This window comes from Sphingopyxis sp. 10G20-10 (assembly GCF_057365075.1).
Genome location: NZ_CP195117.1, coordinates 142,042 through 164,581, shown reverse-complemented (window position 1 = coordinate 164,581; position 22,540 = coordinate 142,042). Strand labels below are relative to the sequence as shown.

Here is a 22,540-nt window from a genome sequence, read left to right as displayed (position 1 = left end):
CGGACTCAAGTAATTTTAGGAGCATCCAACATGCGCGCCGAAGCGCAGGAAAGCATTGACAAGATTGGCGCCGCACTGGCGCTGCTGCGCCGGTTTCTCGATTGGGATCGCGCGGTGCGGCGGCTCGACGAGCTGAATGCCAAGGTCGAAGACCCGACGCTGTGGGATGATCCGCGCGCGGCGCAAGAGGTGATGCGCGAACGCCGCCGTCTCGACGAAGCCATCACCTCGACGCGGGCCATCGAGCAGGAATGCGGTGACATCAGCGAGCTGATCGAACTGGCCGAGATGGAAGAAGATACGGCCTTGGTAGACGAAGCGGTTGCATCGTTGGCCAAGCTGTCCGAGCGGGCCGAGGAAGACAAGGTTCGCGCGCTGCTGGCGGGCGAGGCCGACGGCAATGATTGCTATGTCGAAGTCCATGCCGGCGCGGGCGGAACCGAAAGCCAGGACTGGGCCGAAATGCTGCTTCGCATGTATCAGCGCTGGGCCGAACGGCGCGGGATGAAGGTCGAGCTTGTCGATCATCATGCGGGCGAACAAGCCGGAATCAAATCGGCGACGCTGATGCTGAAAGGCGAAAATGCCTATGGCTATGCCAAGACCGAAAGCGGGGTCCACCGGCTGGTGCGGATCAGCCCGTATGACAGCTCGGCGCGCCGCCACACCAGTTTCTCGAGCATCTGGGTGTTCCCGGTCATCGACGACAATATCGCGATAGAGGTCAATGACAGCGATCTGAAGATTGATACCTATCGTGCATCTGGCGCTGGCGGCCAGCACATCAACACCACCGACAGCGCGGTCCGCATCACTCACATGCCCTCGGGCATTGTCGTCGCCTGTCAGAACCAGCGCTCGCAGCACAAGAATAAGGCCGAGGCGATGAACATGCTCAAGGCCCGGCTGTACGAGGCCGAGCTGCAAAAACGCGAGGCCGAAGCGACCGGCGAATATCAGGCCAAGACTGAAATCGGGTGGGGCCACCAGATCCGGTCTTATGTCTTGCAACCCTATCAGTTGGTGAAGGATTTGCGGACCGGCGTGACATCAACGGCACCACAGGATGTGCTCGACGGCGCGCTTGATCCGTTTATGGCGGCGGCCTTGTCGCAAAAGGTGACCGGCGAGACGGTCGAGGTGGAGGATATCGACTGATGCGGCGGGTGGTGCCATTGGCGGTGGCCACCGCCTTGTTGATGCCGATGCTTGGCGGTTGCGATAAATTATTCTCTTCCGATGATGACCGGATAGAAACCGCCCGGAAATTTCCGCCTGCCGACCGTCCCGTTGCCCCGACTGTTTCGACCAAATGGTCCACCGAAGAGGCGCGCGACCGGCTGAAAGAAGCCAAGGGCGTGATGGACACGGCCGATGTGGCGCCGGGCATGACCGTTGCCGATATTGGTGCGGGTGATGGCTATTACACCGTCCGTCTGGCCCAGCGTGTGGGATTGCGCGGACGGGTGCTGGCGCAGGATATCCAGCCGCAGGTGATCGAGCGGCTGGCTGATCGTGTGTCGCGCGAACGGCTCGATAATGTCTCGCTCAAGCTGGGCGCGGTCGATGATCCCAGACTGCCCGCCGACAGTTTCGACCGCGTTTTCATGGTCCATATGTATCATGAGATTGGCGAGCCTTACGCCTTTTTGTGGCGGCTGCGTCCGGCGTTGCGCGCGGACGGTCAGGTTGTGGTTGTCGACGGTGACCGCCCGATTGCCCAGCACGGCACCCCCTTTCGTTTGCTCGTCTGTGAATTTGAGGCGGTGGGATATAAGCTGGTTGCGTTTAACGATGAAGAGACTGCAGGCGGTTATCTTGCGCGCTTTGCGCCCAAGGGCAAACGCCCCGCACCCAATGCGATCACGGTATGCAAGAATCCTTAGGCGAAGAGGCTAAAAAACAATCACTTCATCGCTCGGCGCAACCTCCGCCAGAAAGCTGACGAGGCCTATCGTCTTGACGCGGGCATCAATATCTTTCGCGGTCATGCCGACCATCGCCATGCCGGTCTGGCACGCCGCCAAGGTCACATCCATCGCGCCCGCTTCCTCGATCATCCACGCCAGATCGGGTTGGCCCGCCGCCTTGCGCGCGTCATCCCCGGCGTAATGGATGGGTTCGCGGAGCAGCGCCACCGCTTCGCCTTGCAGAAAGATGCGCGCCGTCCGGCCAAGCGCTGCCCAGGCAATCGCCGCCTCCAGCGCGGCATAGAAGCGCCGTCCGTCGGCGGTCGCAACGATGATGTTCACAACCGACATATCGCGCATCCCGGATCCTTTGCGACACTGACCTCGCGCCAGCGCCGGTCCATCATATCGACCAACGTCAAATGCCCCGTCAACGGATTTCCCCAGCTAGTGAGCGCCCGAACCGCCTCGAGCGCCGCCATGGTGCCGACCATCCCCGCGAGCGCGCCCATCACGCCAGCTTCGGCACAGTTCATCCCCTCTTGGTTGGGGTCATTGCCGACGAGGCAGGCATAGCAGGGGGCGTCGGCGCGCCAGCCTTCGTAGAGCGCGACCTGTCCTTCAAACGCGCCAATCGCGGCGCTCAGCAACGGAATGTGCAGTGCAACCGCAGCGGTGTTGACGGCAAGGCGGGTGGCGAAATTGTCGCAGCCGTCGAGGATTAGATCGGCTCCATCGAGCAGCACGGCCGCATTGTCGCTGGTCAGTCTTTCGACTTTGGCCAAGCTTTCGACATGCGGATTGATCCGTTGCAAGACTCGCGCTGCGATTTTGGCCTTGGGTGCGCCCACGTCGGCATCAGAAAACAGCGGCTGGCGGTGGAGGTTCGACAGCTCGACAACATCATCATCGATGATCGTCAGCTTGCCCACGCCAGCGGCGGCCAAATAGGTCAGCGCCGGACACCCAATCCCGCCAGCCCCGATGACGGCAATATGCGCGGATTTCAGTTTAGCCTGACCCGCACCGCCGAATTGCGGCAGGATGATCTGGCGCGCGTAGCGATCAAGCTCGGCATCGGACAGCGATGCGCGGGCCATAATTATTCGCCCGGCCGCCGCATCTTCATGCCAGACAAAGAGGCAAGCTTTGCAGTGCTTGCTATGTCTTCGGGGCTTTCGCTCTCGACACCGGTCGAGCCGAAACCGCCCGCACCGCGCGCCGTGTCGTCCAACGCATCCACTTCGGCAAAACTGGCGCGTTGGACAGCGGCGGGCACCAATTGCGCAATGCGATCGCCACGATTCACCGGAAAGGCTTCGTCGGACAGGTTGGCGAGGATGACTTTCACTTCGCCGCGATAGTCGCTGTCGATGGTGCCGGGGGTGTTGAGGCAGGTGATGCCATGTTTGAGCGCGAGGCCCGAACGAGGGCGAACCTGCACCTCATATCCGGGTGGAATCGCCATCGCAAAGCCGGTGGCAATCGCGTGGCGGGTGCCAGGGCGCAGCGTGATGGTTTCGGCCGCGACCACGTCCATCCCCGCTGCGCCGCTACTGGCATAAGCGGGCAAAGGCAGGCCACCGCCATTGGGCAGCCGCTGGATGGCGATGCTGATGTCTGCCAAAGGATGATCAGTCACGGGTTGCGAGCTCATTCGCGATTTTCTCCACCAATTTGCGGGCGACGGCGTCTTTCGACAGTCTTTCCCAACTGTCTACGGCGTCTTTGCTAATAATATGTACGCGATTGTCGTCGCCGCCCATCTTGTCGACCGCGACGTCATTGGCGACGATCCAGTCGCACGCCTTGCGCGCCAGCTTGGCCTTTGCATGGGCGATGACATCGTTGGTTTCGGCAGCAAAGCCGATGAGGAGTGCGGGGCGGCGCGGGTCGGTGGCCAGTCCTGCCAATATGTCCGGATTTTCGGCGAGCTCCAGCGGCGCGGGTTTGCCCTTGCCGTCCTTTTTGATCTTGCGGTCGGCGGTATCGGCGGCGCGCCAGTCGGCGACGGCGGCGACCATGATCGCGGCGTCGACGGGCAAGCCCTGTTGGACCTCGTCGGCCATTTCGCGCGCGGTTTCAACATCGACGCGGATCACCCCCGGCGGGGTGGGCAGCGCCACCGGCCCAGCGATCAGCAGCACCTCTGCACCTGCGGCGGCGGTGGCGGCGGCAATGGCAAAGCCCTGCTTTCCGCTCGACCGGTTGGCGATATAGCGCACCGGATCAATCGGCTCATGCGTTGGACCGGCGGTGATGAGGATGCGTTTGCCGTAAAGCGGGCGGTGGTGTGTCGGTGCGAAGGCGGGTTGGGCACTCAAGTCCCCCTCCCGCTTGCGGGAGGAGCTGTCACCAAGGTTGGAGCTAACAAGCCCTCCCCCGACCCTTTCCGCATGCGGGAGGGGAGAAGAAAGCGCCGTATCAATCGCCGCTTTGATCGCCGTTGGTTCGGGCAAGCGCCCCGGCCCATATTCGCCGCACGCCATCTCGCCCTCGTCGGGATTGATCACCGTCACGCCGTCGCCGCGTAGCGTGGCGACATTGCGCTGGGTCGCGGCGTGCAGCCACATGCGGACATTCATCGCGGGCACAGCGAGCACCGGCTTGTCGGTGGCGAGCAGCAGTGTCGTCGCCAGATCATCGGCGATTCCTGCCGCCATTTTGGCTAGCAAATTAGCGGTCGCGGGACAGGCAACGACAAGATCAGCCTCGCGGCTGAGCTGGATATGCCCCATCTCGACCTCATCCTTCAGGTCGAACAAGTTGGTGTGGACGATATTTTCCGACAAGGCGGCGAGCGTCAACGGGGTGACGAACTGGCTGCCGCTTTGGGTCAGCACACATCGCACCACCATCCCACTTTTGCGCAGCAGGCGAATGAGCTCGATGCTCTTATAGGCCGCAATGCCACCGCCGATGATCAGCAGGATTCGGGGTGCGGTCATCATCAGACGCCCGTCAGCAACACGTCGAGCGCGTTCATAATCTCAAAACTGCGGTCTTCTAACGTCATGACCTTCTCGCCAATCTGGTTGACCGGAATCGCCGATGCGAACTGCGTGTACATCACATGTTGAACGCCATCGACCATGAAAAGCGGATTGAGGCGCCCCGCGACGACCTCGAATTGATCGGATGTGAGCAGGGGGACCACGACCCTCGTGTTGAGATGGTCGAGAAGCTCCGATTGGCAATCGATCACCAGATCGCCATCGGCGGTGCGACACACATCAAATTGCGCCATCAAAATTGGCGATATTTGGCAAGCGGCAGTCCGTTATTGCGGACATAGTCGTTCGAGGCTTCGATCGCCGCGCGATTCTCTTCCTTCCATGCCGCTTCACGTGCTTTCTTGACCTCGACAGCGAGTCCCGACTGGCAAGCCTCACTGACGTTGATCCCCAGGCTTTTGGCCTCATCGACAAGACTGGCGCTGAGCGACACATTGGTTGCCTTTTTCGGGCTGTCGATTCGTGACGGACGGTTCACCACCCTCTCCTTTGCGCATATGTTATGCGCATTCAGGGTGCCGGTCAATCGCCGCCGATCAATGCCCCACCATGCCCAGACTTGCGAACGGCTTTTGATGCTCGCCATATTTGTCGACGAGGGTTGAGCTGGCTTCGTTCAATCCGATAATTTCGACCGTCTTGCCCTCGGCGCGCAGCCGCAGCACGATCTTGTCGAGCATCCCGGTCGCCGAAATATCCCAGAAATGGGCATCATGGACGTCGATAATGACAGAATCGATACCGGCTTCGTTAAACTCCATCGCCTCATAAAGCATGTCGACCGAACCAAAGAATATCTGTCCGGCAAAGACATAATGATGCGTCGTGCCCTCGACCCGATCGCTGAGGGCGACCAATTGGCGCACCTTCCAGGCGAAGAAAATGCCCGACAGCAGCACGCCGGTTAGCACGCCAATCGACAGATCATGCGTCGCGACGACCATCGCCACGGTGGCGATCATCACCACGTTCGACGGCCAGGGATGATGCAGCGTTTCAACAAAGCTTTTCCAGCGGAAGGTGCTGATCGAAACAAAGATCATCACCGCGACCAGTGCCGGCATCGGGATTTGCGCGACCCATTTGCCCAGCGCGACAATCAGGATCAACAGCGACACACCCGCGACAAAGGTCGATAAACGTCGCCGTCCGCCCGATTTGATGTTTATAACCGACTGGCCGATCATTGCGCAGCCGCCCATGCCGCCGATAAAGCCGGTGACGAAATTGGCGATGCCCTGACCATAGGTTTCGCGCTTCTTGTCGCTGCGCGTTTCGGTCATGTCATCGACGATCGACGCGGTCAGCAGGCTTTCGAGCAGGCCGACCGCCGCCATGGCGAGCGAGAAGGGCGCGATGATACGCAGCGTTTCCCACGTGATCGGGATTTGCGGGATGTGCAGCCACGGCAGGCTGTCGGGTAATTTCCCCATATCACCGACAGTGAACACGTCGATGCGGAAATATATGGAGACGGCTGCGATCAGGGTGATGGCGACCAGCGGTGCCGGAACGGCGGTGGTCAGGCGCGGTAGGCCGTAAATGATCGCGAGGCCAGCGGCGACCATCGCATAAGTCGCCAGTGTCATCGCCTCGCCGGTTAGTTGCGGCAATTGCGCCATGAAGATCAGGATCGCGAGCGCGTTGACGAAGCCGGTAATCACCGAGCGCGAGACAAAGCGCATGAGGAGGTCGAGCCGCAGCAGCGCGGCGATGGCTTGGAATATTCCCATAAGGATCGTCGCCGCGAACAGATATTCAACGCCATGATCGCGCACCAGCGGCACCACCAGCACAGCAATCGCGGCGGTCGCGGCGCTGATCATCCCCGGTCGTCCACCGACCATCGAAATGATCACAGCAATCGAAAAGCTGGCGTAAAGCCCGACGCGCGGATCGACCCCGGCGATGATTGAAAAGCCGATGGCCTCTGGAATCAGCGCCAGCGCGACGACCAACCCCGACAGAAATTCGGTACGCGGGTTCGCCAGCCAGTCGCGGCGAAAATCATTATGCAGGGCCATATCGGGATCAATCTCTGTTGGCGCTTGACCCGATAAAGCCGGTCAAGCGACGCATGGTGTTTCGTATCGCGTAGGTGCGACGCCTAGGGATGTGCGAGAGGAAGCCAGAACATGGCCGCGCCGCCCGCGGCCGCCCCTATAAGCGCGACCAGCGCATAACGCCACCAGTGCGAGCTTTTGCCGCTTTCCCACATGATCGGCACGTCGGTCAGTGGTGGGGCAGGCGGCGCGGCTCCCTTGCGCGGGAGTTGTTCGTCAAGGCGGCGGATGATGTTGGGAATCAGCGCCAGCGTTTTGCCTTGTTCGCGCAAACCATCGGCCAGCGCGGCTTCGGGGCCAAGCTCGTCGCGAATCCATTCCTTCACAAACGGTCCCGACACGTCCCACATATTGATCTTGGGATTCAGCATGGTCGCCACACCCTCGACCATCACCATGGTCTTTTGCAGCAGCAACAGGTGCGGCTGGGTTTGCATGTCGAAATCGCGGGTGATGGCGAACAATCCGTCGAGCATCTGCCCGACGCTGAGTTCGGCCACCGGCTTGCCGCGCATCGGTTCGCCGACCGCGCGCAGCGCCGTCGCGAATTCCTCCATGCTGTGATAATCGGGGACATATTGCGCCTCGAAATGAATCTCGGCGACGCGGCGATAATTGCCGGTGGTGAGGCCGTACAGGATTTCGGCGAGCCAGAATCGCGCCTTGCGGTTGATCCGTCCCATGATGCCGAAGTCCACCGCTGCGATGGTCCCGTCGGCCTTCACGAACAAATTGCCCTGATGCATGTCGGCGTGGAAGAAACCCTCGGCAATCGCCTGGCGCAGAAACGCCAGAACCAGATTATTGGCCAGCGCCTCCATGTCGTGGCCGGCAGCGATCAGCTGGTCGCGGTGCGAGATTTTGATGCCGTCGATCCAGTCGAGCGTCATCACGCGGCTGGTGGTGCGGTCCCAGTCGATCGCGGGCACCTGAAACGTCGGCACGCCGGTCATCGCATCGGCAAGCTCGGACGCCGAGGCGGCTTCGCGGCGTAGGTCGAGTTCGCGCAGCGTCCAGCGTTTGAAGTTGGCGATCACCTCGCGCGGGCGCAGCCGGCTGGCTTCGCCGCCCAGCGCCTCCAGATGCGCGGCGGCCCATTCATAGGTTTCGATGTCGCGGGCAAATTGCTTGTCGATGCCGGGGCGGCGAACCTTGACCGCGACCTCGCGCCCCTCGGTGGTGCGGGCGTGGTGAACCTGTGCGATGGAGGCCGAGCCGACAGGTTCGGGGTCAAATTCGGAAAATATGGTTTCGAGCGGGGCTTCAAAGGCGTGCTCGATAACCTGACGAATCGCGTCAACGCCGACGGGGGGCAGCGCGTCCTGCAGGGTCAGCAGGTTATGCGCAGCCTCTCCGCCGACCAAATCGGGACGGGTGGCCAGCGTTTGGCCCAGCTTGACCGCGGCCGGACCAATCGCCTGAAACGCCGCTGCATAGTCGGGACTACGCGGTTGAATAGTCCCCAGCCGTGCGATCCGGCACAGGCGCTTGACCCCCGGCGGCGTTTCGCGCGCTGCCTCTATCCCGCGCAGCGCTCCATGGCGCGCGAGGATGCGGCCCCAGCGTAGCAGGCGGAAAATATGGGTGGCGGGACGGGTCAATTTATGCCCCTCCCCTTCAGGGGAGGGGTTGGGGTGGGGGGTGCCGATCTTGCGCAAGGCCGATGCCCCCAACCCGCTGCGACTAGCCAGCAAGCTGGCAAGTCTCGCGGCCCTCCCCTGAAGGAGAGGGGCTTGATTGAAGCGTGCATCCTCACGCCTTCCACCCGCTGTGAATCGCGACCAGTCCGCCCATGATCGGTTCGACCTTGACCGAGGCGAAACCGGCGGCGCGAATCATCGCGGCAAATTCGGGCATCGGCGGAAAGCGGCGGATCGATTCGATGAGGTAGCGATAGCTGTCTTCATCCTGCGCAATCAGCTTGCCCAATTTGGGGACCAGATGATGCGAATAGGCGTCATAAGCCTGCGCGAATCCCGGCCATTCATTGGTCGAAAACTCCAGACAGAAAAAGCGTCCACCATAACGCAATACCCGATGCGCCTCGGCGAGCGCCTGATCGATATGGGTGACGTTGCGGATGCCGAACGCGATAGTGTAGGCATCGAAGAAATGATCCGGAAAGTTCAGTTTTTCGGCATTTTGTTCGCTCCATACCAGCGAATCGACGCCGCGCTCTGCGGCGCGCTCCATGCCGACGCCCAGCATGTCGGGGTTGATGTCGGCAACGGTGATGCTGGCCCCCGACGGCTCCATGCGAAAGGCGATGTCGCCGGTGCCGCCCGCCATATCGAGGATCGCTTCGCCGTCGCGCGGTTTCACGCGGCGCACAAACCGGTCTTTCCAGCAGCGGTGCAGGCCCGCCGACATGGCATCGTTCATCACGTCATATTTGCGCGCGACGCGGCTGAACACTTCGCCGACCTTGGCCGTCTTCTCGGCTGCGGGCACTTGTTCATAGCCAAAGCTGGCGGTTTCGGTCGGGGTCATGGACAATGCGCCTTTGCGGGGGATGCGAGGATATGCCACGGCCTTTAGCCAAGGCTTGTTGCAGGCGCAAATGGCGCGTAGCACCACAGCCACTATGCCAGAGCTTCCCGAAGTCGAAACCACCGTGCGCGGGTTGGCCCCGCATCTGACCGGACAGCAGCTTGTCCGCGTCACGACGATGCGCCCCGATCTGCGCCGCCCGTTCCCGGTGGACCTGGCGCAGCGGTTGACCGGCGCGACCGTCACCGCGCTGTCGCGGCGCGCCAAATATGGCATTATCGCCACGGATCGCGGTGATGCGATGATCTTTCACCTTGGTATGTCGGGAAGCTGGCGGATTGCGGACGGCGAGCCCGGCAAGCATGACCATTTGTTGATCGATACCGCCGCGGGTCAGCGCTTGTTCCTTCACGATCCGCGCCGCTTTGGCTCGGTCGATCTGGTTGCGGGCGATCCGTTGACGGCGTTCGCTCCCTTTGTGGCACTGGGTCCCGAACCTTTGTCAGATGCCTTTGACGCGGCCTATCTGGCGGCAGCGCTCAAGGCCCGCCGCGCGCCGATCAAGGCGATGCTGCTCGATCAGAGCGTCGTGGCGGGGCTGGGTAACATCTATGTGTGCGAGGCGCTCAATATGGCGCGCATCGCCCCGACGCGCAGCGCAGCCGATGTGTCACGCGCCAAGCTGGCGGCGCTGGTGCCCGCGATCAAGCAAGTGCTGGAAGCGGCGATACGGGTCGGCGGATCGACACTGCGCGATTATAAACAGCCCGACGGCGAGCTCGGCTATTTCGCCAAGGATTGGCGCGTCTATGGTCGCGAGGGCGAAGCCTGCCCGTGCGGCGGCACCATCGCGCGGATCGTCCAGAGCGGTCGATCAACTTTTTTGTGCCCGCGCTGCCAGCGCTAAACTGGCAAAAACCATTGACCTTGGGTGACACTCTGGCTATGCGCGCACCCTTCGAGCAGGGTCCGGCGTGTCCGGCCCAGCCTCACCCGGACATTGATTCGCCATTTCGCGCGATTCGGCTGCTCCGGTGCTGCTGCGCTCGCAATTGATTTGAGCATTTGGAAAACCGAGGAATTTATGGCCAATACGCCGCAGGCAAAAAAGCGCATCCGCCGCAACCAGGCACGCACGATTGTGAACAAGAATCGCGTTTCGCGGATTCGCACGCTGGTAAAGCGTGTTGAACTGGCGGTTGCCGCCGGTGACAAAGACGGTGCGTCGGCAGCATTGAAGGCTGCTCAGCCTGAAATGGCACGCGGCGTTGCCAAGGGCGTGCTCCACAAAAACACAGTTGCCCGCAAATATTCGCGTCTGACCAAGAGCGTCAACTCCATCGCCTAAACGGGTCCGATACGGACCTATCAATCAAGGCCTGCCGGTTGTGACCGGCGGGCCTTTTTGTTGCATGTCGGAGACAGTTTTGTTGCAGCGCGGTAAGTGATTATATTTCCGCGATTCGTTCAGAAGATATGCCCGGAAACACCATAAGCATTTGAAATATAACTATAAAAACTAGCATCCTCGGAATCCCGAGGGCTAGGGTGAGTCAAGAATTTTATTTCAGATTATTTACGACCCCAACCCTTGATAGACACTCGCTGACCTGACTAGACAGGGGTGTCACAGGCCTTCGCCAGTGGCCGCCACATTGACATGATTCGCTCCGCTTTCGGACCCTTCGTCTGGAAAAGGGGACTTGCGTCCTGACGCAGGTGAAGAATTGGCAGGAGGGTCGGCGCTGGCGGTTTTGGGGGATTGGCCCGGGCGGCTTTGGAAAGCGAAGCCACTCGTCTGTGGTTGGGGGTTAAAGGGGCAATCGGCGTGGAATCGAGCGGGAAGCGGCATGACCAAAGCGACAAGGGGAGTCATGTGATCAGCGACGCTGCGTCATTGTGGTCCTGTGTCGCCGAAGGGCTGCGCCGCGATCTGGGCGCGCGCACCTTTGACCACTGGCTCAAGCCCGTGGGCTTTGTTGATTATTGCGCCATGTCGGGTGTCGTCACGCTCGAAACCGCCAGTCGCTTTTCGGCGAACTGGATCAACGAGCGTTTCGGGGACCGGCTTGAACTGGCCTGGCGCCAGCACCTACCTGCGGTGCGCTCGGTTGTCGTGCGCGGCGGGGCCGCCGCGACCGACAGCAAGGCGATTCTCTCGACGCCGCCGCTTCAGAGCTTTGACCCGCCGGTACCGACAAAAAATGCCGCGCACCCATCCTTTGACCCCAAACTCAACTTTGATCGCTTCGTTATCGCGCGCAGCAATATATTGGCGGCCAATGCGGCGCGGCGGATGGCGATGGACGAGGTACCGCAATTTAATCCACTCTATCTGTGTTCGGGAACCGGACAGGGTAAAACGCATCTGTTGCACGCCATCGGCCAAGCCTATGCCGAGATAAGGCCTGACGCTTCGATCATCCTGATGTCGGCTGAAAAATTCATGCTGGAATTTGTCGGGGCGATGCGCGGCGGCGACATGATGGCGTTCAAGGCGCGGCTGCGCGCCGCCGACCTGTTGCTGCTCGACGATCTGCAGTTCGTGATCGGCAAAAATTCGACGCAGGAAGAATTGCTGCACACGGTCGATGACCTGATGTGCGCGGGCAAGCGGCTGGTGTTCACCGCCGACCGGCCGCCAGCCATGCTCGACAGGGTCGAGGCACGACTTTTGTCGCGGCTTTCCGGCGGGCTGGTCGCCGATATCGAAGCGCCCGAGGATGATCTGCGCGAACGCATCATCCGCCAACGGCTGGCCGCGATGCCGATGGTCGAGGTACCCGACACGGTCGTCGCCTATCTGGTCAAGCATTTCACCCGCAATATTCGCGAGCTGGAGGGCGCACTCAACAAATTGCTCGCTTATGCCGCCCTCACCGGCGTCCAGATCGATCTTGCGCTCGCCGAAGACCGGCTGGCGGAAAATGTTCGCAGCGCGCGTCCGCGCATCACCATCGACGAGATCCAGCGCGCGGTTTGCTCGCATTATCGGCTCGATAAGTCAGAGATGGCGTCAAAGCGCCGGGTTCGCGCCATCGCTCGTCCGCGGCAGGTTGCGATGTATCTGGCCAAAGAGCTGACCCCGCGCTCTTACCCCGAGATCGGGCGTCGATTTGGCGGACGCGACCATTCGACGGTCATCCACGCGGTGCGGACGGTCGAGGCATTGCGGATCAACGACAGCGAACTCGACGCCGAAATCGCCGCGATCCGCCGCAACCTCAACAATTAGCCCAGAGTCATTGTTGTAAAAGGGCTGGCGGCTGCTGCCGCGACATTCCTGATCCGACAATCAAAAACGGGCCGCCCACAAATTTGTGAGCAGCCCGTTTTTTTGTCGGTTCTGGCGGTTGTTATTTGCTGGGCGGAGCCACGGTAATCCGCACCCGTTCGCCCGAATTTCCGGGGAAGCCGGTGAACATCGCTTCGACCAGATTGGGGACGATCGCTTGCAGGTCATTGTCGCGTGATCGCGCAGCGGCATGGCCTTCGAACAGGCGGGTGCCGTCGGCGGCGCGGTCGATCTTGAGGTCGAGACCGCTGGTGTAGACGGTGTAGCTTTCGACATCATTATAGCCACCAAAGCCCCCACCATATCCGCCCCACAGGAACGGGTCGCTCCAGCCGTAAAGATAGCGGCGGCCATGGCGTCCCGATACGATCACCGGGCGATAAAAGCCGCGGCCATAATAGCTGCCGTACCAAGGGTCAGCAAATCCGGGGCTCGACCGGATCCGCTCTTTGCCCTTGTCGATGTCATAGGACATGCCGACGACCAGATCCGCCTGTTCGCCGGGCGCGGCGGGGCGATAGCCATAACGGGTCAGTTCGCCCGCAACGAGGCTGGCATATTGGCCAAATTCGATGCCACCAGCGAGCGCCGGATTGTCGGCCTCTATGCGGAAACTCTGGCCTTGCGGTACCGGCAATTGAGTTTGGAAACGCGCGACATCGGCGCGGAATGGCGTGGCACAGCCGGACAAGGCTAACGCAGCGCCTGCCATGGCGGCGAGGCCCATATTCCTAAAGAAAGTTTTCGTCATCACGATTCTCCATGATTCGTTCGCCGCCCTGAAAGGCAGCATTATAGCATAGATAGCTTTTTTCCGCTTAACCTGCGTTGAACCCGCTTTGTCGCAGCTAGCGGCATAGGCCGAGCGCGGCATAGGCCGCGTCAAGCGTCGGCCGGGCAATGGCGGTTGCCCGCGCGGCCCCGTCGTCGAGCGCCTTGTCGATCGCTGCATGGTCCTGCTTCAGATCGGCGAGGCGGGTCGCAATGGGTTGCAGCGTTTCGACCAGCAACTCTCCCAGCGCCGGTTTGAAGGCGCCAAAGCCCTGTCCGGCATGGCGCGCCAGCACGCTATCGACGCTTTCGTCGGCGAGGGCGGCATAGATACCGACCAGATTGCGCGCCTCGGGCCGCTCGGTCAGTCCGGCGGCTTCGGATGGCAAAGGTTCGGCGTCGGTTTTGGCTTTGCGGATTTTTTGCATGATCGTGTCGGCATCATCGACCAGATTGATGCGGCTTGCATCGCTGGGGTCCGATTTGGACATTTTGGCGCTGCCATCGCGCAGGCTCATGATTCGGGCCGCAGCCGGCGGGATGATCGGGTCGGGTGAGGTGAAGGTTTCGGTTCCCGTGTCGAGGTTGAACTTGGCCGCGACATCGCGGGCCAGCTCCAGATGCTGTTTCTGGTCATCACCGACGGGGACGTGCGTCGCCTGATAGAGCAGCACATCGGCGGCTTGAAGCACCGGATAGGCGAACAGGCCGACGCTCGCGCCTTCGCGGTTTTTGCCCGACTTTTCCTTGAACTGGGTCATCCGGTTCAACCAGCCGATACGCGCGGTGCAAAACAATAACCACGCCAGCTCTGCATGGGCTGGGACGCGAGCCTGATTGAAGAGGATAGATTTGGCGGGATTGATCCCGCTTGCCATCAGTGCCGCCGCCATTTCGCGCGTGTTGGCGGTTTGCTCGGTGGCCGGTTTGTGGATGGTGATCGCGTGCAGATCGGCGAGGAAATACAGCTTATCGCCGGGCATATCGTCCTGCATCCGCACCCAGTTGCGAATCGCGCCCAGATAATTGCCCAAATGCAAATTTCCGGTGGGCTGGATGCCCGATACGACACGCATGTTTTACTCCTCGGATGGCGCCGGTTTGGCGCGCCGCCGCGTCAGCATGGCAATCAGATCTTTGTCAAGCGCCCCGACCAGCGCTGCCGTGGCAAAAAAAGTTGTGGCACCGATCAGGACGAGTGCCGTGAGCGACCAGATACGCTCGAACACCGATCCGGCATAATGCGCGCTCCACAGCGGTGTCAGCCACCACAATAGCGCGCCCATCGCTGCCACGGCGATCAATTGCCGAACGATACGTCCCGCAAGCTGAGCCGTGAATCGGAACCAGCGGCGCCGATGCAAAAAATAATAGAGCAGGAGGCAATTGAAGCTCGCTGATACCGCTGTGGCGGCGGCAAGGCCGACGATGCCATAGCGCGAAACGACATAGAGATTGATCGCGATATTGACGATCAGCGCGGCCAGTGCTGTCCAGACCGGGGTCTTCATATCTTCGCGGGCGAAAAAGCCGGGGTTCAATATTTTGATGATGACATAGGCGGGAAGCCCCGCGACCAGCGCCATGACAATATGTGCCATGATCGCGCCATCGGCATCAGTGAACTTCCCGCCAACGAAGAAAGCGGTGACAAAGGCCGGAGCACAAATCGCCAATGCGGCGGCGGCGGGCAGCGTGAGCAAGGTGGCCATTTCAAACGCATTGCTTTGCAGGCGCTGGGCCTCGCTCGCGTCACCGGTTTGAATATGGCGCGCCAGCATCGGCAATATGGCGGTGCCCAGCGCAATGCCAACAATGCCGAGTGGCATCTGGTTGAGCCGGTCGCCCAGTTTGAGCAGGGTCAGCGACCCTTGCGGGAGCGAGGTGGCGAAGAATGTGTCGACGAACTGGCTGACTTGATAAATACCCGCGCCAAAGGTGGCGGGCAGGATCAACAGGCCCAGACGTTTCACTTGGGGTGTTATTTTGGGGAAGCGGATGGCGAGTCGCAGCCCTTCACGCCGCACCGCCCACCATAGATAGAATAGCTGTGCCGCGCCCGCGAGACTGACTGAAACCGCCAGAATCTCTGCGACGATACGGTCGTCATCACCGGTGCCACGCAACCACCAGCCGATGAGAATGCCGCTGATCAGTGTGATGTTCAGCAACACCGGGGCAAAGGCCCCCGGCGCAAAGCGTGATCGCGCATTGAGCAGCCCCGACAGCATCGCGACGAGGCTGATCAGCGCCAGATAGGGGAAGGTGACGCGGCTTAGAAAGACCGCAAGCTCGAACTTGCCGGGGACATCCTGATAATCGCGCGCGAGCAGCCAGACGATGCCCGGCATAGCGATCATCGCCAGCGCCGAAAAGGCGAGCAGCACCCACAGAAACACCGACAAGACATCGTCGGCGAATTTCGCTGCCGCTTCCTCTCCGCTCTCGCCGTGCAGCGCGCGCGTATACATCGGGACAAAGGCCACCGAAAACGCGCCCTCAGCGAACAGGCGGCGAAAAGTGTTGGGCAGGATGAAGGCGAGCTGAAACGCATCGGCCGCCATTCCCGCGCCCAAAACGCGAGCGAGCAGCATGTCGCGGACAAAGCCGAACACGCGGCTGACCATGGTCAGGCCACCGATCGTGCTGACATTTTTGATCAGGCTGCTCATCTAGGGCTAGCCCGACGTCGCGGTTAGGCTTCGCCGACCGGCGCTGCTTCACCCGGAAGCTCGCCGCCTTCGCCCTGCGCCTGTTGCTGCTGTTGCAGGAACAGGCCGTGGAAATCGATGGGTTCCAAAAGCAGCGGCTGAAAACCGCCGTCGCGCACGGCATCGGCGATGACGCGGCGGGCAAAGGGGAACAGAATGCGCGGCGCTTCAGCCAAAAAGAAGGGCTGAAGCTGGTCTTCGGGGACATTGCGGACGCCGAACAGACCCGCATAGCTGAGGTCCACGATAAAGCCTGCGCCCTCTGTGGAAGAGGATTTGACATCGATTTTCAGCACGACTTCGTGCAGATCATCGCCGACCGACTGCGCGCCAATGTTGAACTGGACATCGACCTGCGGGGCCGACTGCCATTGATAGACCGCCGGAGCGTTCGGATTCTCGAACGACAGATCTTTCACATATTGCGAGATCAGGCCGATCGCCGGGCTCGTGTCTTCGCCATTGGGCTGTGGGGCGGGGTTGAAATCGGCGCTGGTGTCATCAGCCATGGGATCAAGCTTTCATCATGGGTTTATCGAGATTGAAATTTGGCCGACCGTCGGATGGTCCAGGCGGGCGAACAAAGGTTCGCGGGGGCGCTTAGCAGTGGCGGTGCGCCAGCACAATGGGCCAGCTCTGGTTCCGACACTGGTCTTTACATCGCGAGCGGTATGGATGGGTTGGCATTTGAAACATGTCCACTGATAGCCTATGTGTGGTGTAACACCTCCTCTCCCGCTTTGCATTGGAATGCCCTTGTGACTGCCCTTTCCATCGTCCTGCTTGCAATGATCGCAGCCTTTCTGGGCCTGCGCCTCTATTCTGTGCTCGGAAAGCGTACCGGCCACGAACAGGAACCGGTGCTGCCGCGCGCCGACGACCGTCCGACTGCGTTGCCTACACGCACGGACGACGCCAACGGCATGGCCGCCCCGCGCGATGGCGTGCTTCCGGTCACTGGCCTGGTCTATGAACCCGAAGCCGAAGCGGGCGTCCGCGAGCTGCTTTCCGCCGACCGCAGCTTTGACGCCGGTCGCTTCATGGAGGGCGCAGAAGCCGCTTATCGCATGATATTGGAGGCGTTCTGGGTCGGCGACCGCGACGCGCTGCGCGATTTGAGTGATGACGACAGCTATCAAGCCTTTGACGCCGCCATCAAGGCGCGCGAAGAACGCGGAGAGAAGTTGGAAAATCGTCTCGTGCGCATCGAATCGTCACGAATCGCGCGCGCAGAACTGTCGGGAAATCTGGCCCGTGTGACGGTGCGTTATCGCGCCGACATTGTGGCGATCACACGCGATGCCGAGGATAAGATGATCGCTGGCTCACTGAGCGATGCGTCGGAAATCAATGATCTGTGGACGTTCAGCCGCACCATCGGCAGCAATGATCCCAATTGGCTGCTCGACGAAACCGAAGCGAACTGATCGCCATGGCCCGCATTTTACGCCGTCCAGCGCCGGGTCTTGCCGCGCTGGCGATGATGGCGTTACTTCCCGCTTTGTCGGCCTGTTCCTCGATCATTCCGGATGCCGGTGGACCAGTCAGCAGCGCCCCGCCGCCTCCTGCCACCAGCAGCACGCGTCCCACAGCCTCACGCCCGGTAAGCCGCCCCAATGCGGCGGCCGCTCAGCCGATACCGGCGGTTCCCAATCCATCGCTGGCCGCCGCGCCCGCCGACGCCAATGCGACGACAGCAGCGCAAAGCGGGGTTGTTGCCGGACCGGAGGTGTCTAGCTTGGGCCTGTCCGCCAGCAAGGCGGCGACCGCGCTATCCGCTTTTCGTCTCAGCTGCCCCTCGGTGCAGCGCCGCGCCGACAGCAGCGGGCTGACGCAAAATAGCGATTGGGCCGAACCCTGCCGCGCCGCTGCCAGCTGGTCGTCCAGCGATGCTCCGGCTTTCTTTGCCCGCTATTTCGGGACGGTCCAGATCGGTGCGGGCAGTGCTTTTGTCACGGGCTATTATGAACCCGAAATCGCCGGTTCGCGCGAGAAGCGGCCGGGCTATGACATCCCCATCTATCGCCGCCCCGCCGACCTTGTCGATGTCGATCTCGGCCTGTTTTCGGATGATATGAAGGGCAAGAAGATTCGCGGGCGGGTCGATGGCAAAGCCTTTGTCCCCTATTATGACCGCGCGACCATAGAGCGCGGAGCGCTGGCCGGACGCGGGTTGGAGATTGCCTGGGCTGCCGATGCTGCCGAGTTTTTCTTTCTGCAAATTCAGGGCTCTGGACGCCTCCGCCTGCCCGACGGTGGGGTGATGCGGATCGGATATGACAGCCAGAATGGCCGCGATTATGTCGGCATAGGCAAGCTGTTGCTCGACCGCGGAGACCTCGCCCCCGGGCAGGCCTCTATGCAGGGTATCCTCGCCTATTTGCACGCTGATCCGGTGCGCGGCGCGGCGGTAATGAATGAGAATCCCAGCTGGGTCTTTTTCCGCGAAATTACCGGCCCCGGTCCGCTCGGCGCGCTGGGCGTTCCGGTGACCGAACGTGCCAGCGTTGCCGCCGACCCCAAATTTGTTCCCCTCGGTGCGCCCGTTTTCCTGTCGCTCGACCGCGCCGAACCCAATGGACTGTGGATCGCGCAGGATACTGGCGGCGCGATCAAGGGTGCCAACCGTTTTGACAGCTTCTGGGGCGCGGGCGAGAGCGCGCGCGCGATTGCCGGCGGTATGGCGGCGAAAGGGTCCGCGCTCATCCTGCTTCCGCGCACCAGTATCGCGCGGCTCATTCCGCCGCGCTGAGGCGGTGATGGCGGGGCGACGGCTCGATCCCAAGGAACAGGCGCTCTGGAATAAAGTGGCGGCGAGCGTGCGACCGCTCCCCGCGCCGGTGCCGCCGTTGGAGCCGAAGGCCCCGCCGACGGTGAAGCGGCCCAAAGCGCTACCGCTCCCTACCGCGACAGCGCAGCATCCGATCAAACGCGGCACACCCGCTTCGCCGCCAAAGCCGCGCCGCACCTTTCATCAGGCTGCTACCCTCGACGGACATTGGGACCGGCGGTTGCGCAAGGGATTGGTGCGCCCCGATCTCAGCATCGATCTACATGGGCACAGCCTCGCGTCTGCCGAGGCTTTGCTGGACGAGGCGATTGGTCGGGCGCTGATGCGCGGGGCGCGGGTGTTGCTGGTGGTGGCCGGGCGCTTGCGCCCCGGTGCCGACCGTCTGCCGCAAATGCAGGGCTTGCCGCGTCCACGCGGCGCCATCCGCGCCTCGCTTCCCGACTGGCTCGTTGCCTCGCCCTATTCCGATCAGATCGTCGCTCTGCGTCCCGCGCATGTCAGCCACGGCGGCGCGGGCGCGGTCTATGTCATTTTGCGGCGATCGCGCGAGGATTAGGCAAAGGCTGCCGTCAGAATCCGGCGGTAAATCGCACTCAGCCGGTGCAAGTCGGCTACCGCCACCGCTTCGTCCAGCTTGTGCATCGTCGCATTGGTCAGGCCGAATTCGACCACAGGGCACAGCAAATGAAGGAAGCGGGCATCAGACGTGCCGCCAGTCGTCGACATGGCGGCCTCGATCCCCGTTTCGGCGCGAATCGCATCGGCGACAAGTGTCGACAATTCTCCCGGTGGGGTGAGGAAGGCCTCGCCCGATATTTTACCCAACACCTTGGCCTCGGGTTCGACCTCATGCGCAATCCGTTCGATCATCGCGATCAGATCAGCCCCGCGATGCTGATCATTGAAACGGATCGACATGCGCGCACGCGCCGAGGCGGGGATGACATTGGTGGCGCCATTGCCAACTTCTATGTCGGTGAATTCCATATTCGACGGCTGGAACCAGTCGGTCCCCTCATCAAGCGTCACTGCTTCGATCGCCGCCAAAATCCGCACCAGCTTGGGGATCGGATTGTCGGCGAGTTGCGGATAGGCGACATGGCCCTGCGTTCCCGGCACGTCGATCCAGATATTGACCGACCCGCGCCGCCCAATCTTGACCATATCACCGAGCGCGTTGACCGAGGTTGGTTCGCCGACGAGGATCATGTCGGGCGCAAGGCCGCGTCCTTCCATATGTCCCATCAGGGCGCGGGTCCCGAAAATGGCGGGGCCTTCTTCGTCGCCGGTGATGATCAGACTGATTGTTCCGGCATCTACGGGCGTTTCGGCGACCGCCGCGACAAAGGCGGCAATCGCCCCCTTCATGTCGACCGCGCCGCGCCCATAGAGGAGGTCGCCGCGAATCTGCGGATCAAAGGCATCGCTGGCCCAGCCGACGCCTGCCGGAACAACGTCCAGATGACCGGCAAAGCCAAAGTGGCGTGGTCCGGTTCCCTCGCGCACGGCGAGCAGATTTTCGACTGGCCCGTCGGGTTCGACCCCGTCGATAAAGCGCTCGACGCGGAAACCCAGCGGCACCAGCGCCGCCTCCAGCACATCGAACACTGCGCCGGTTGCGGGGGTAATGCTAGGCGCGGCGATGAGCGATTGTGTCAGCGCGACGGGATCAATTGTCGTGGTCATGTCGCTGGCGTAGAAGCGCGGTGTCATTTTGCCAACAAGGGAAATTGCCATGCCCAAAGTCGATCTGGACGCCATTCCACAGGTCAATACCACCGGCTATCCTCCGCCGTTCAATCAACCGGTCCAGGGGCGCTGGTACCGCCGTCTTGCTCCGCCCACCGGAATCAGCGATTTTGCGGCAAGCCATGTGACGCTTAAACCCGGTGCCTGGTCGTCACAGCGACACTGGCATGATGGCGAGGATGAAATGCTGGTGATGATAGCGGGCGAAGCGGTGCTGGTTGAGGATGATGATGGCCGCACGATCATGCGCGCGGGCGACATGGCCGTTTGGCCCAAGGGCAACACCAACGGCCACCATCTGATCAACGAAAGCAACAGCGATTGCGTGTTCGTGGCGCTGGGCGGCGGCAAGAAATATGACACCGGCGGCGGCTATTCGGACATCGACATGCTGTTCACGCCTGACGGCTATACGCACAAGGACGGCACACCCTATCCGGCGACGCGGATTCCCTAGGCGACCGATACCGTTTATTAGAGCAGACTTTCAAACGGGAGACGGGTGCAATGTTTCAAACTGATGCCGACTTTGCGCGCGCCGATTGGACGCTTGTCCGAGATGGTGCTGTGACCCTGTTTTGGCGTCTGGCTATATTTGCAGAGGCGTGTGAGTCGCTCGAGAAAATTGGATATGAAGTTGCTAGAATCAATTGCCGAAACGGCTTGGCTAGTTTTCATGAGCAAGTCTCCGACACCCTGCGTTGGCAAGACCAATTCGGATATGAGCCGTGGAATGGTGATTTAAGCGCCCTTGTCGACGGCTTTCGGAAATTTCCGCTCGGGCAAAACGGGCGCATTGCTCTGGCTTTTGAGGGATTCCATATTCTTACCATGCAAGGCGCTGAATATGCACATGCCCTTCTCGACATCATCGAGTCGGCGGCAAGAGATCAACTGCTATTTGGCAAAATTCTAATCGGTTTGGTGCAGACCGACGATAATGAATATAGCTGTGCGTCTATCGGTGGCCGGTCTGCTCGGTGGAATGGTGCAGAATGGCTGAACTGCAATCGCGGCCTTTAAACGACCGCGACCGTCTTTGCCCGTCACATTATGTGGCCATAATTTTATTGTTGCACCGCGCTCTCGAATTTCTCGATCACCCAATCCTCGGCCTGCGCGCCGCCGATCCATTCCTGCATACAGGGGTGGCTGATCACCGCCTGACAATAGGGCAGGGCAAAGCGCGGGAGCGGGATGGAGTAAGTGATGAAGCGGGTGACCACCGGCGCGAACATCATGTCGACGGCGGACCAATTGCCGAACAAAAAGTCACCTTCGCCGCCAAAGCGCGCGCGGGCTTCGGCCCACAGCTGGACGATGCGCGTGACATCGGCCTGCACCTCGGGCGCGAGGTCGGCAGCGGGGAAGATGCGGCGGATGTTCATGCTGTGTCCACGACGCAGAGCGGCATAGCTGGAGTGCATTTCGGCGGCCATTGACCGCGCCATGGCGCGCGCGGGCAGGTTGTCGGGCCAATAGGCACGCTCGCCGCCTGTTTTCTCGTCGAGATAGTCGATGATCGCAAGGCTGTCCCACACAACAATATCGTCGCCGTCCCACAGGATCGGCACCTTGCCGCCCGACGGCGCAAATTCGTCCCCTTCGCGCCGCTGCGTCCAGGCTTCGTCATACAGAGGAACAGTGATCTCTTCGAATGGCAGTCCGCTATGCTTGGCGGCGAGCCAGCCGCGCAGGCTCCAGCTTGAGTAGGCCTTGTTGCCGATGAAGAGTTTCATGGTCGGT

The 22,540-nt window shown here is 61.3% G+C and carries 24 protein-coding genes and 1 pseudogene; 10 read left to right on the top strand and 15 right to left on the bottom strand.

From position 1 onward, the window contains the following. The first annotated feature begins 30 nt into the window (after positions 1–30). Together prfB and ACR3XE_RS00800 are read left to right on the top strand one after the other, a co-directional pair. Entirely contained in the window at positions 31–1,158 is a 1,128-nt protein-coding gene (gene prfB, locus ACR3XE_RS00805; RefSeq protein WP_473699454.1) for a peptide chain release factor 2, read from the top strand. Next, on the top strand, positions 1,158–1,886 hold the full coding sequence (locus ACR3XE_RS00800; RefSeq protein ID WP_473699455.1) for a class I SAM-dependent methyltransferase: 729 nt from the start codon (positions 1,158–1,160) through the stop codon (positions 1,884–1,886). The genes prfB and ACR3XE_RS00800 overlap by 1 nt, the downstream gene beginning before the upstream one ends. Positions 1,887–1,895: 9 nt before the next feature. Here ACR3XE_RS00800 and ACR3XE_RS00795 read toward each other — a convergent pair whose 3' ends face one another. The 9 genes and pseudogenes from ACR3XE_RS00795 to ACR3XE_RS00755 all read right to left on the bottom strand — a co-directional run bounded on the left by ACR3XE_RS00795 (position 1,896) and on the right by ACR3XE_RS00755 (position 9,477). Next, on the bottom strand, positions 1,896–2,270 hold the full coding sequence (locus ACR3XE_RS00795) for a DsrE family protein (protein ID WP_486185840.1): 375 nt from the start codon (positions 2,268–2,270) through the stop codon (positions 1,896–1,898). Further along, the gene (locus ACR3XE_RS00790; protein ID WP_473699457.1) at positions 2,249–3,010 is read right to left on the bottom strand and encodes a HesA/MoeB/ThiF family protein; all 762 of its coding nucleotides are present in this window, start codon (positions 3,008–3,010) and stop codon (positions 2,249–2,251) included. Before ACR3XE_RS00790 ends, ACR3XE_RS00795 begins: the two co-directional genes overlap by 22 nt. An 89-nt stretch (positions 3,011–3,099) precedes the next feature. After that, positions 3,100–3,567: pseudogene (gene dut, locus ACR3XE_RS00785) on the bottom strand (dUTP diphosphatase); the annotation flags it as partial. Further along, entirely contained in the window at positions 3,545–4,858 is a 1,314-nt protein-coding gene (locus ACR3XE_RS00780; RefSeq protein ID WP_486186034.1) for a bifunctional phosphopantothenoylcysteine decarboxylase/phosphopantothenate synthase, read from the bottom strand. The pseudogene dut and the gene ACR3XE_RS00780, both read right to left, overlap by 23 nt. Before the next feature lie 2 nt (positions 4,859–4,860). After that, positions 4,861–5,157, bottom strand: a complete 297-nt coding sequence (locus ACR3XE_RS00775) for a CcdB family protein (protein ID WP_473699458.1) — start codon at positions 5,155–5,157, stop codon at positions 4,861–4,863. Next, positions 5,157–5,402, bottom strand: a complete 246-nt coding sequence (locus ACR3XE_RS00770; protein WP_473699459.1) for a type II toxin-antitoxin system CcdA family antitoxin — start codon at positions 5,400–5,402, stop codon at positions 5,157–5,159. The genes ACR3XE_RS00775 and ACR3XE_RS00770 overlap by 1 nt, the downstream gene beginning before the upstream one ends. Before the next feature lie 58 nt (positions 5,403–5,460). After that, entirely contained in the window at positions 5,461–6,948 is a 1,488-nt protein-coding gene (locus tag ACR3XE_RS00765) for a SulP family inorganic anion transporter (protein ID WP_473699460.1), read from the bottom strand. Between the two features lie 83 nt (positions 6,949–7,031). Next, entirely contained in the window at positions 7,032–8,588 is a 1,557-nt protein-coding gene (gene ubiB / locus ACR3XE_RS00760) for a 2-polyprenylphenol 6-hydroxylase (RefSeq protein ID WP_486185839.1), read from the bottom strand. A 151-nt stretch (positions 8,589–8,739) separates the two neighbouring features. Further along, a complete protein-coding gene (locus ACR3XE_RS00755) occupies positions 8,740–9,477 on the bottom strand; it encodes a class I SAM-dependent methyltransferase (protein WP_486185838.1) in 738 nt (245 codons plus the stop codon). 94 nt (positions 9,478–9,571) lie between these two features. Here ACR3XE_RS00755 and mutM point away from each other — a divergent pair, with 94 nt between their 5' ends. The 3 genes from mutM (at position 9,572) to dnaA (ending at position 12,712) form a co-directional block, all read left to right on the top strand. Continuing rightward, the gene (gene mutM / locus ACR3XE_RS00750; protein ID WP_473700273.1) at positions 9,572–10,384 is read left to right on the top strand and encodes a bifunctional DNA-formamidopyrimidine glycosylase/DNA-(apurinic or apyrimidinic site) lyase; all 813 of its coding nucleotides are present in this window, start codon (positions 9,572–9,574) and stop codon (positions 10,382–10,384) included. Positions 10,385–10,561: 177 nt separating this feature from the next. After that, complete coding sequence (gene rpsT / locus ACR3XE_RS00745) at positions 10,562–10,825, top strand: 30S ribosomal protein S20 (protein ID WP_473700274.1); 264 nt, start codon at positions 10,562–10,564, stop codon at positions 10,823–10,825. Positions 10,826–11,353: 528 nt separating this feature from the next. Next, positions 11,354–12,712: a chromosomal replication initiator protein DnaA gene (gene dnaA / locus ACR3XE_RS00740; RefSeq protein ID WP_473699461.1), complete on the top strand. Its 1,359-nt coding sequence runs from the start codon at positions 11,354–11,356 to the stop codon at positions 12,710–12,712. A 121-nt stretch (positions 12,713–12,833) separates the two neighbouring features. On the opposite strand, the gene ACR3XE_RS00735 is transcribed toward dnaA, so the two are convergent. The 4 genes from ACR3XE_RS00735 to secB form a co-directional block, all read right to left on the bottom strand. Next, complete coding sequence (locus tag ACR3XE_RS00735; RefSeq protein WP_473699462.1) at positions 12,834–13,523, bottom strand: DUF4136 domain-containing protein; 690 nt, start codon at positions 13,521–13,523, stop codon at positions 12,834–12,836. A gap of 97 nt (positions 13,524–13,620) precedes the next feature. Further along, positions 13,621–14,619: a tryptophan--tRNA ligase gene (trpS, locus tag ACR3XE_RS00730; RefSeq protein WP_473699463.1), complete on the bottom strand. Its 999-nt coding sequence runs from the start codon at positions 14,617–14,619 to the stop codon at positions 13,621–13,623. A gap of 3 nt (positions 14,620–14,622) precedes the next feature. After that, positions 14,623–16,215 (bottom strand): murein biosynthesis integral membrane protein MurJ, encoded by a 1,593-nt coding sequence (murJ, locus tag ACR3XE_RS00725; protein ID WP_473699464.1) that lies wholly within the window; start codon positions 16,213–16,215, stop codon positions 14,623–14,625. Positions 16,216–16,238: 23 nt separating this feature from the next. After that, complete coding sequence (secB, locus tag ACR3XE_RS00720) at positions 16,239–16,763, bottom strand: protein-export chaperone SecB (protein WP_473699465.1); 525 nt, start codon at positions 16,761–16,763, stop codon at positions 16,239–16,241. Positions 16,764–17,012: 249 nt separating this feature from the next. Here secB and ACR3XE_RS00715 point away from each other — a divergent pair, with 249 nt between their 5' ends. The 3 genes from ACR3XE_RS00715 to ACR3XE_RS00705 are packed head-to-tail and all read left to right on the top strand — an operon-like array spanning position 17,013 to position 19,601. Then, positions 17,013–17,681: a Tim44/TimA family putative adaptor protein gene (locus tag ACR3XE_RS00715; RefSeq protein WP_486185837.1), complete on the top strand. Its 669-nt coding sequence runs from the start codon at positions 17,013–17,015 to the stop codon at positions 17,679–17,681. Positions 17,682–17,686: 5 nt separating this feature from the next. Then, positions 17,687–19,006, top strand: a complete 1,320-nt coding sequence (gene mltA / locus ACR3XE_RS00710; protein WP_473699466.1) for a murein transglycosylase A — start codon at positions 17,687–17,689, stop codon at positions 19,004–19,006. 7 nt (positions 19,007–19,013) lie between these two features. After that, positions 19,014–19,601, top strand: coding sequence for a Smr/MutS family protein (locus ACR3XE_RS00705; protein ID WP_473699467.1), 588 nt, complete (start codon positions 19,014–19,016; stop codon positions 19,599–19,601). Here the strand turns inward: ACR3XE_RS00705 and dapE are convergent. Then, positions 19,598–20,731, bottom strand: a complete 1,134-nt coding sequence (gene dapE / locus ACR3XE_RS00700; RefSeq protein ID WP_486186033.1) for a succinyl-diaminopimelate desuccinylase — start codon at positions 20,729–20,731, stop codon at positions 19,598–19,600. The two genes, ACR3XE_RS00705 and dapE, sit on opposite strands and share 4 nt — an antisense overlap. Positions 20,732–20,780: 49 nt before the next feature. Between dapE and ACR3XE_RS00695 the strand changes: the two genes are divergently transcribed. Then, a complete protein-coding gene (locus ACR3XE_RS00695) occupies positions 20,781–21,251 on the top strand; it encodes a cupin domain-containing protein (protein ID WP_473699468.1) in 471 nt (156 codons plus the stop codon). Between the two features lie 50 nt (positions 21,252–21,301). Beyond that, positions 21,302–21,817: a hypothetical protein gene (locus ACR3XE_RS00690; protein ID WP_473699469.1), complete on the top strand. Its 516-nt coding sequence runs from the start codon at positions 21,302–21,304 to the stop codon at positions 21,815–21,817. 44 nt (positions 21,818–21,861) lie between these two features. On the opposite strand, the gene ACR3XE_RS00685 is transcribed toward ACR3XE_RS00690, so the two are convergent. Continuing rightward, a complete protein-coding gene (locus ACR3XE_RS00685) occupies positions 21,862–22,533 on the bottom strand; it encodes a glutathione S-transferase family protein (protein WP_473699470.1) in 672 nt (223 codons plus the stop codon). Positions 22,534–22,540 lie beyond the last annotated feature (7 nt).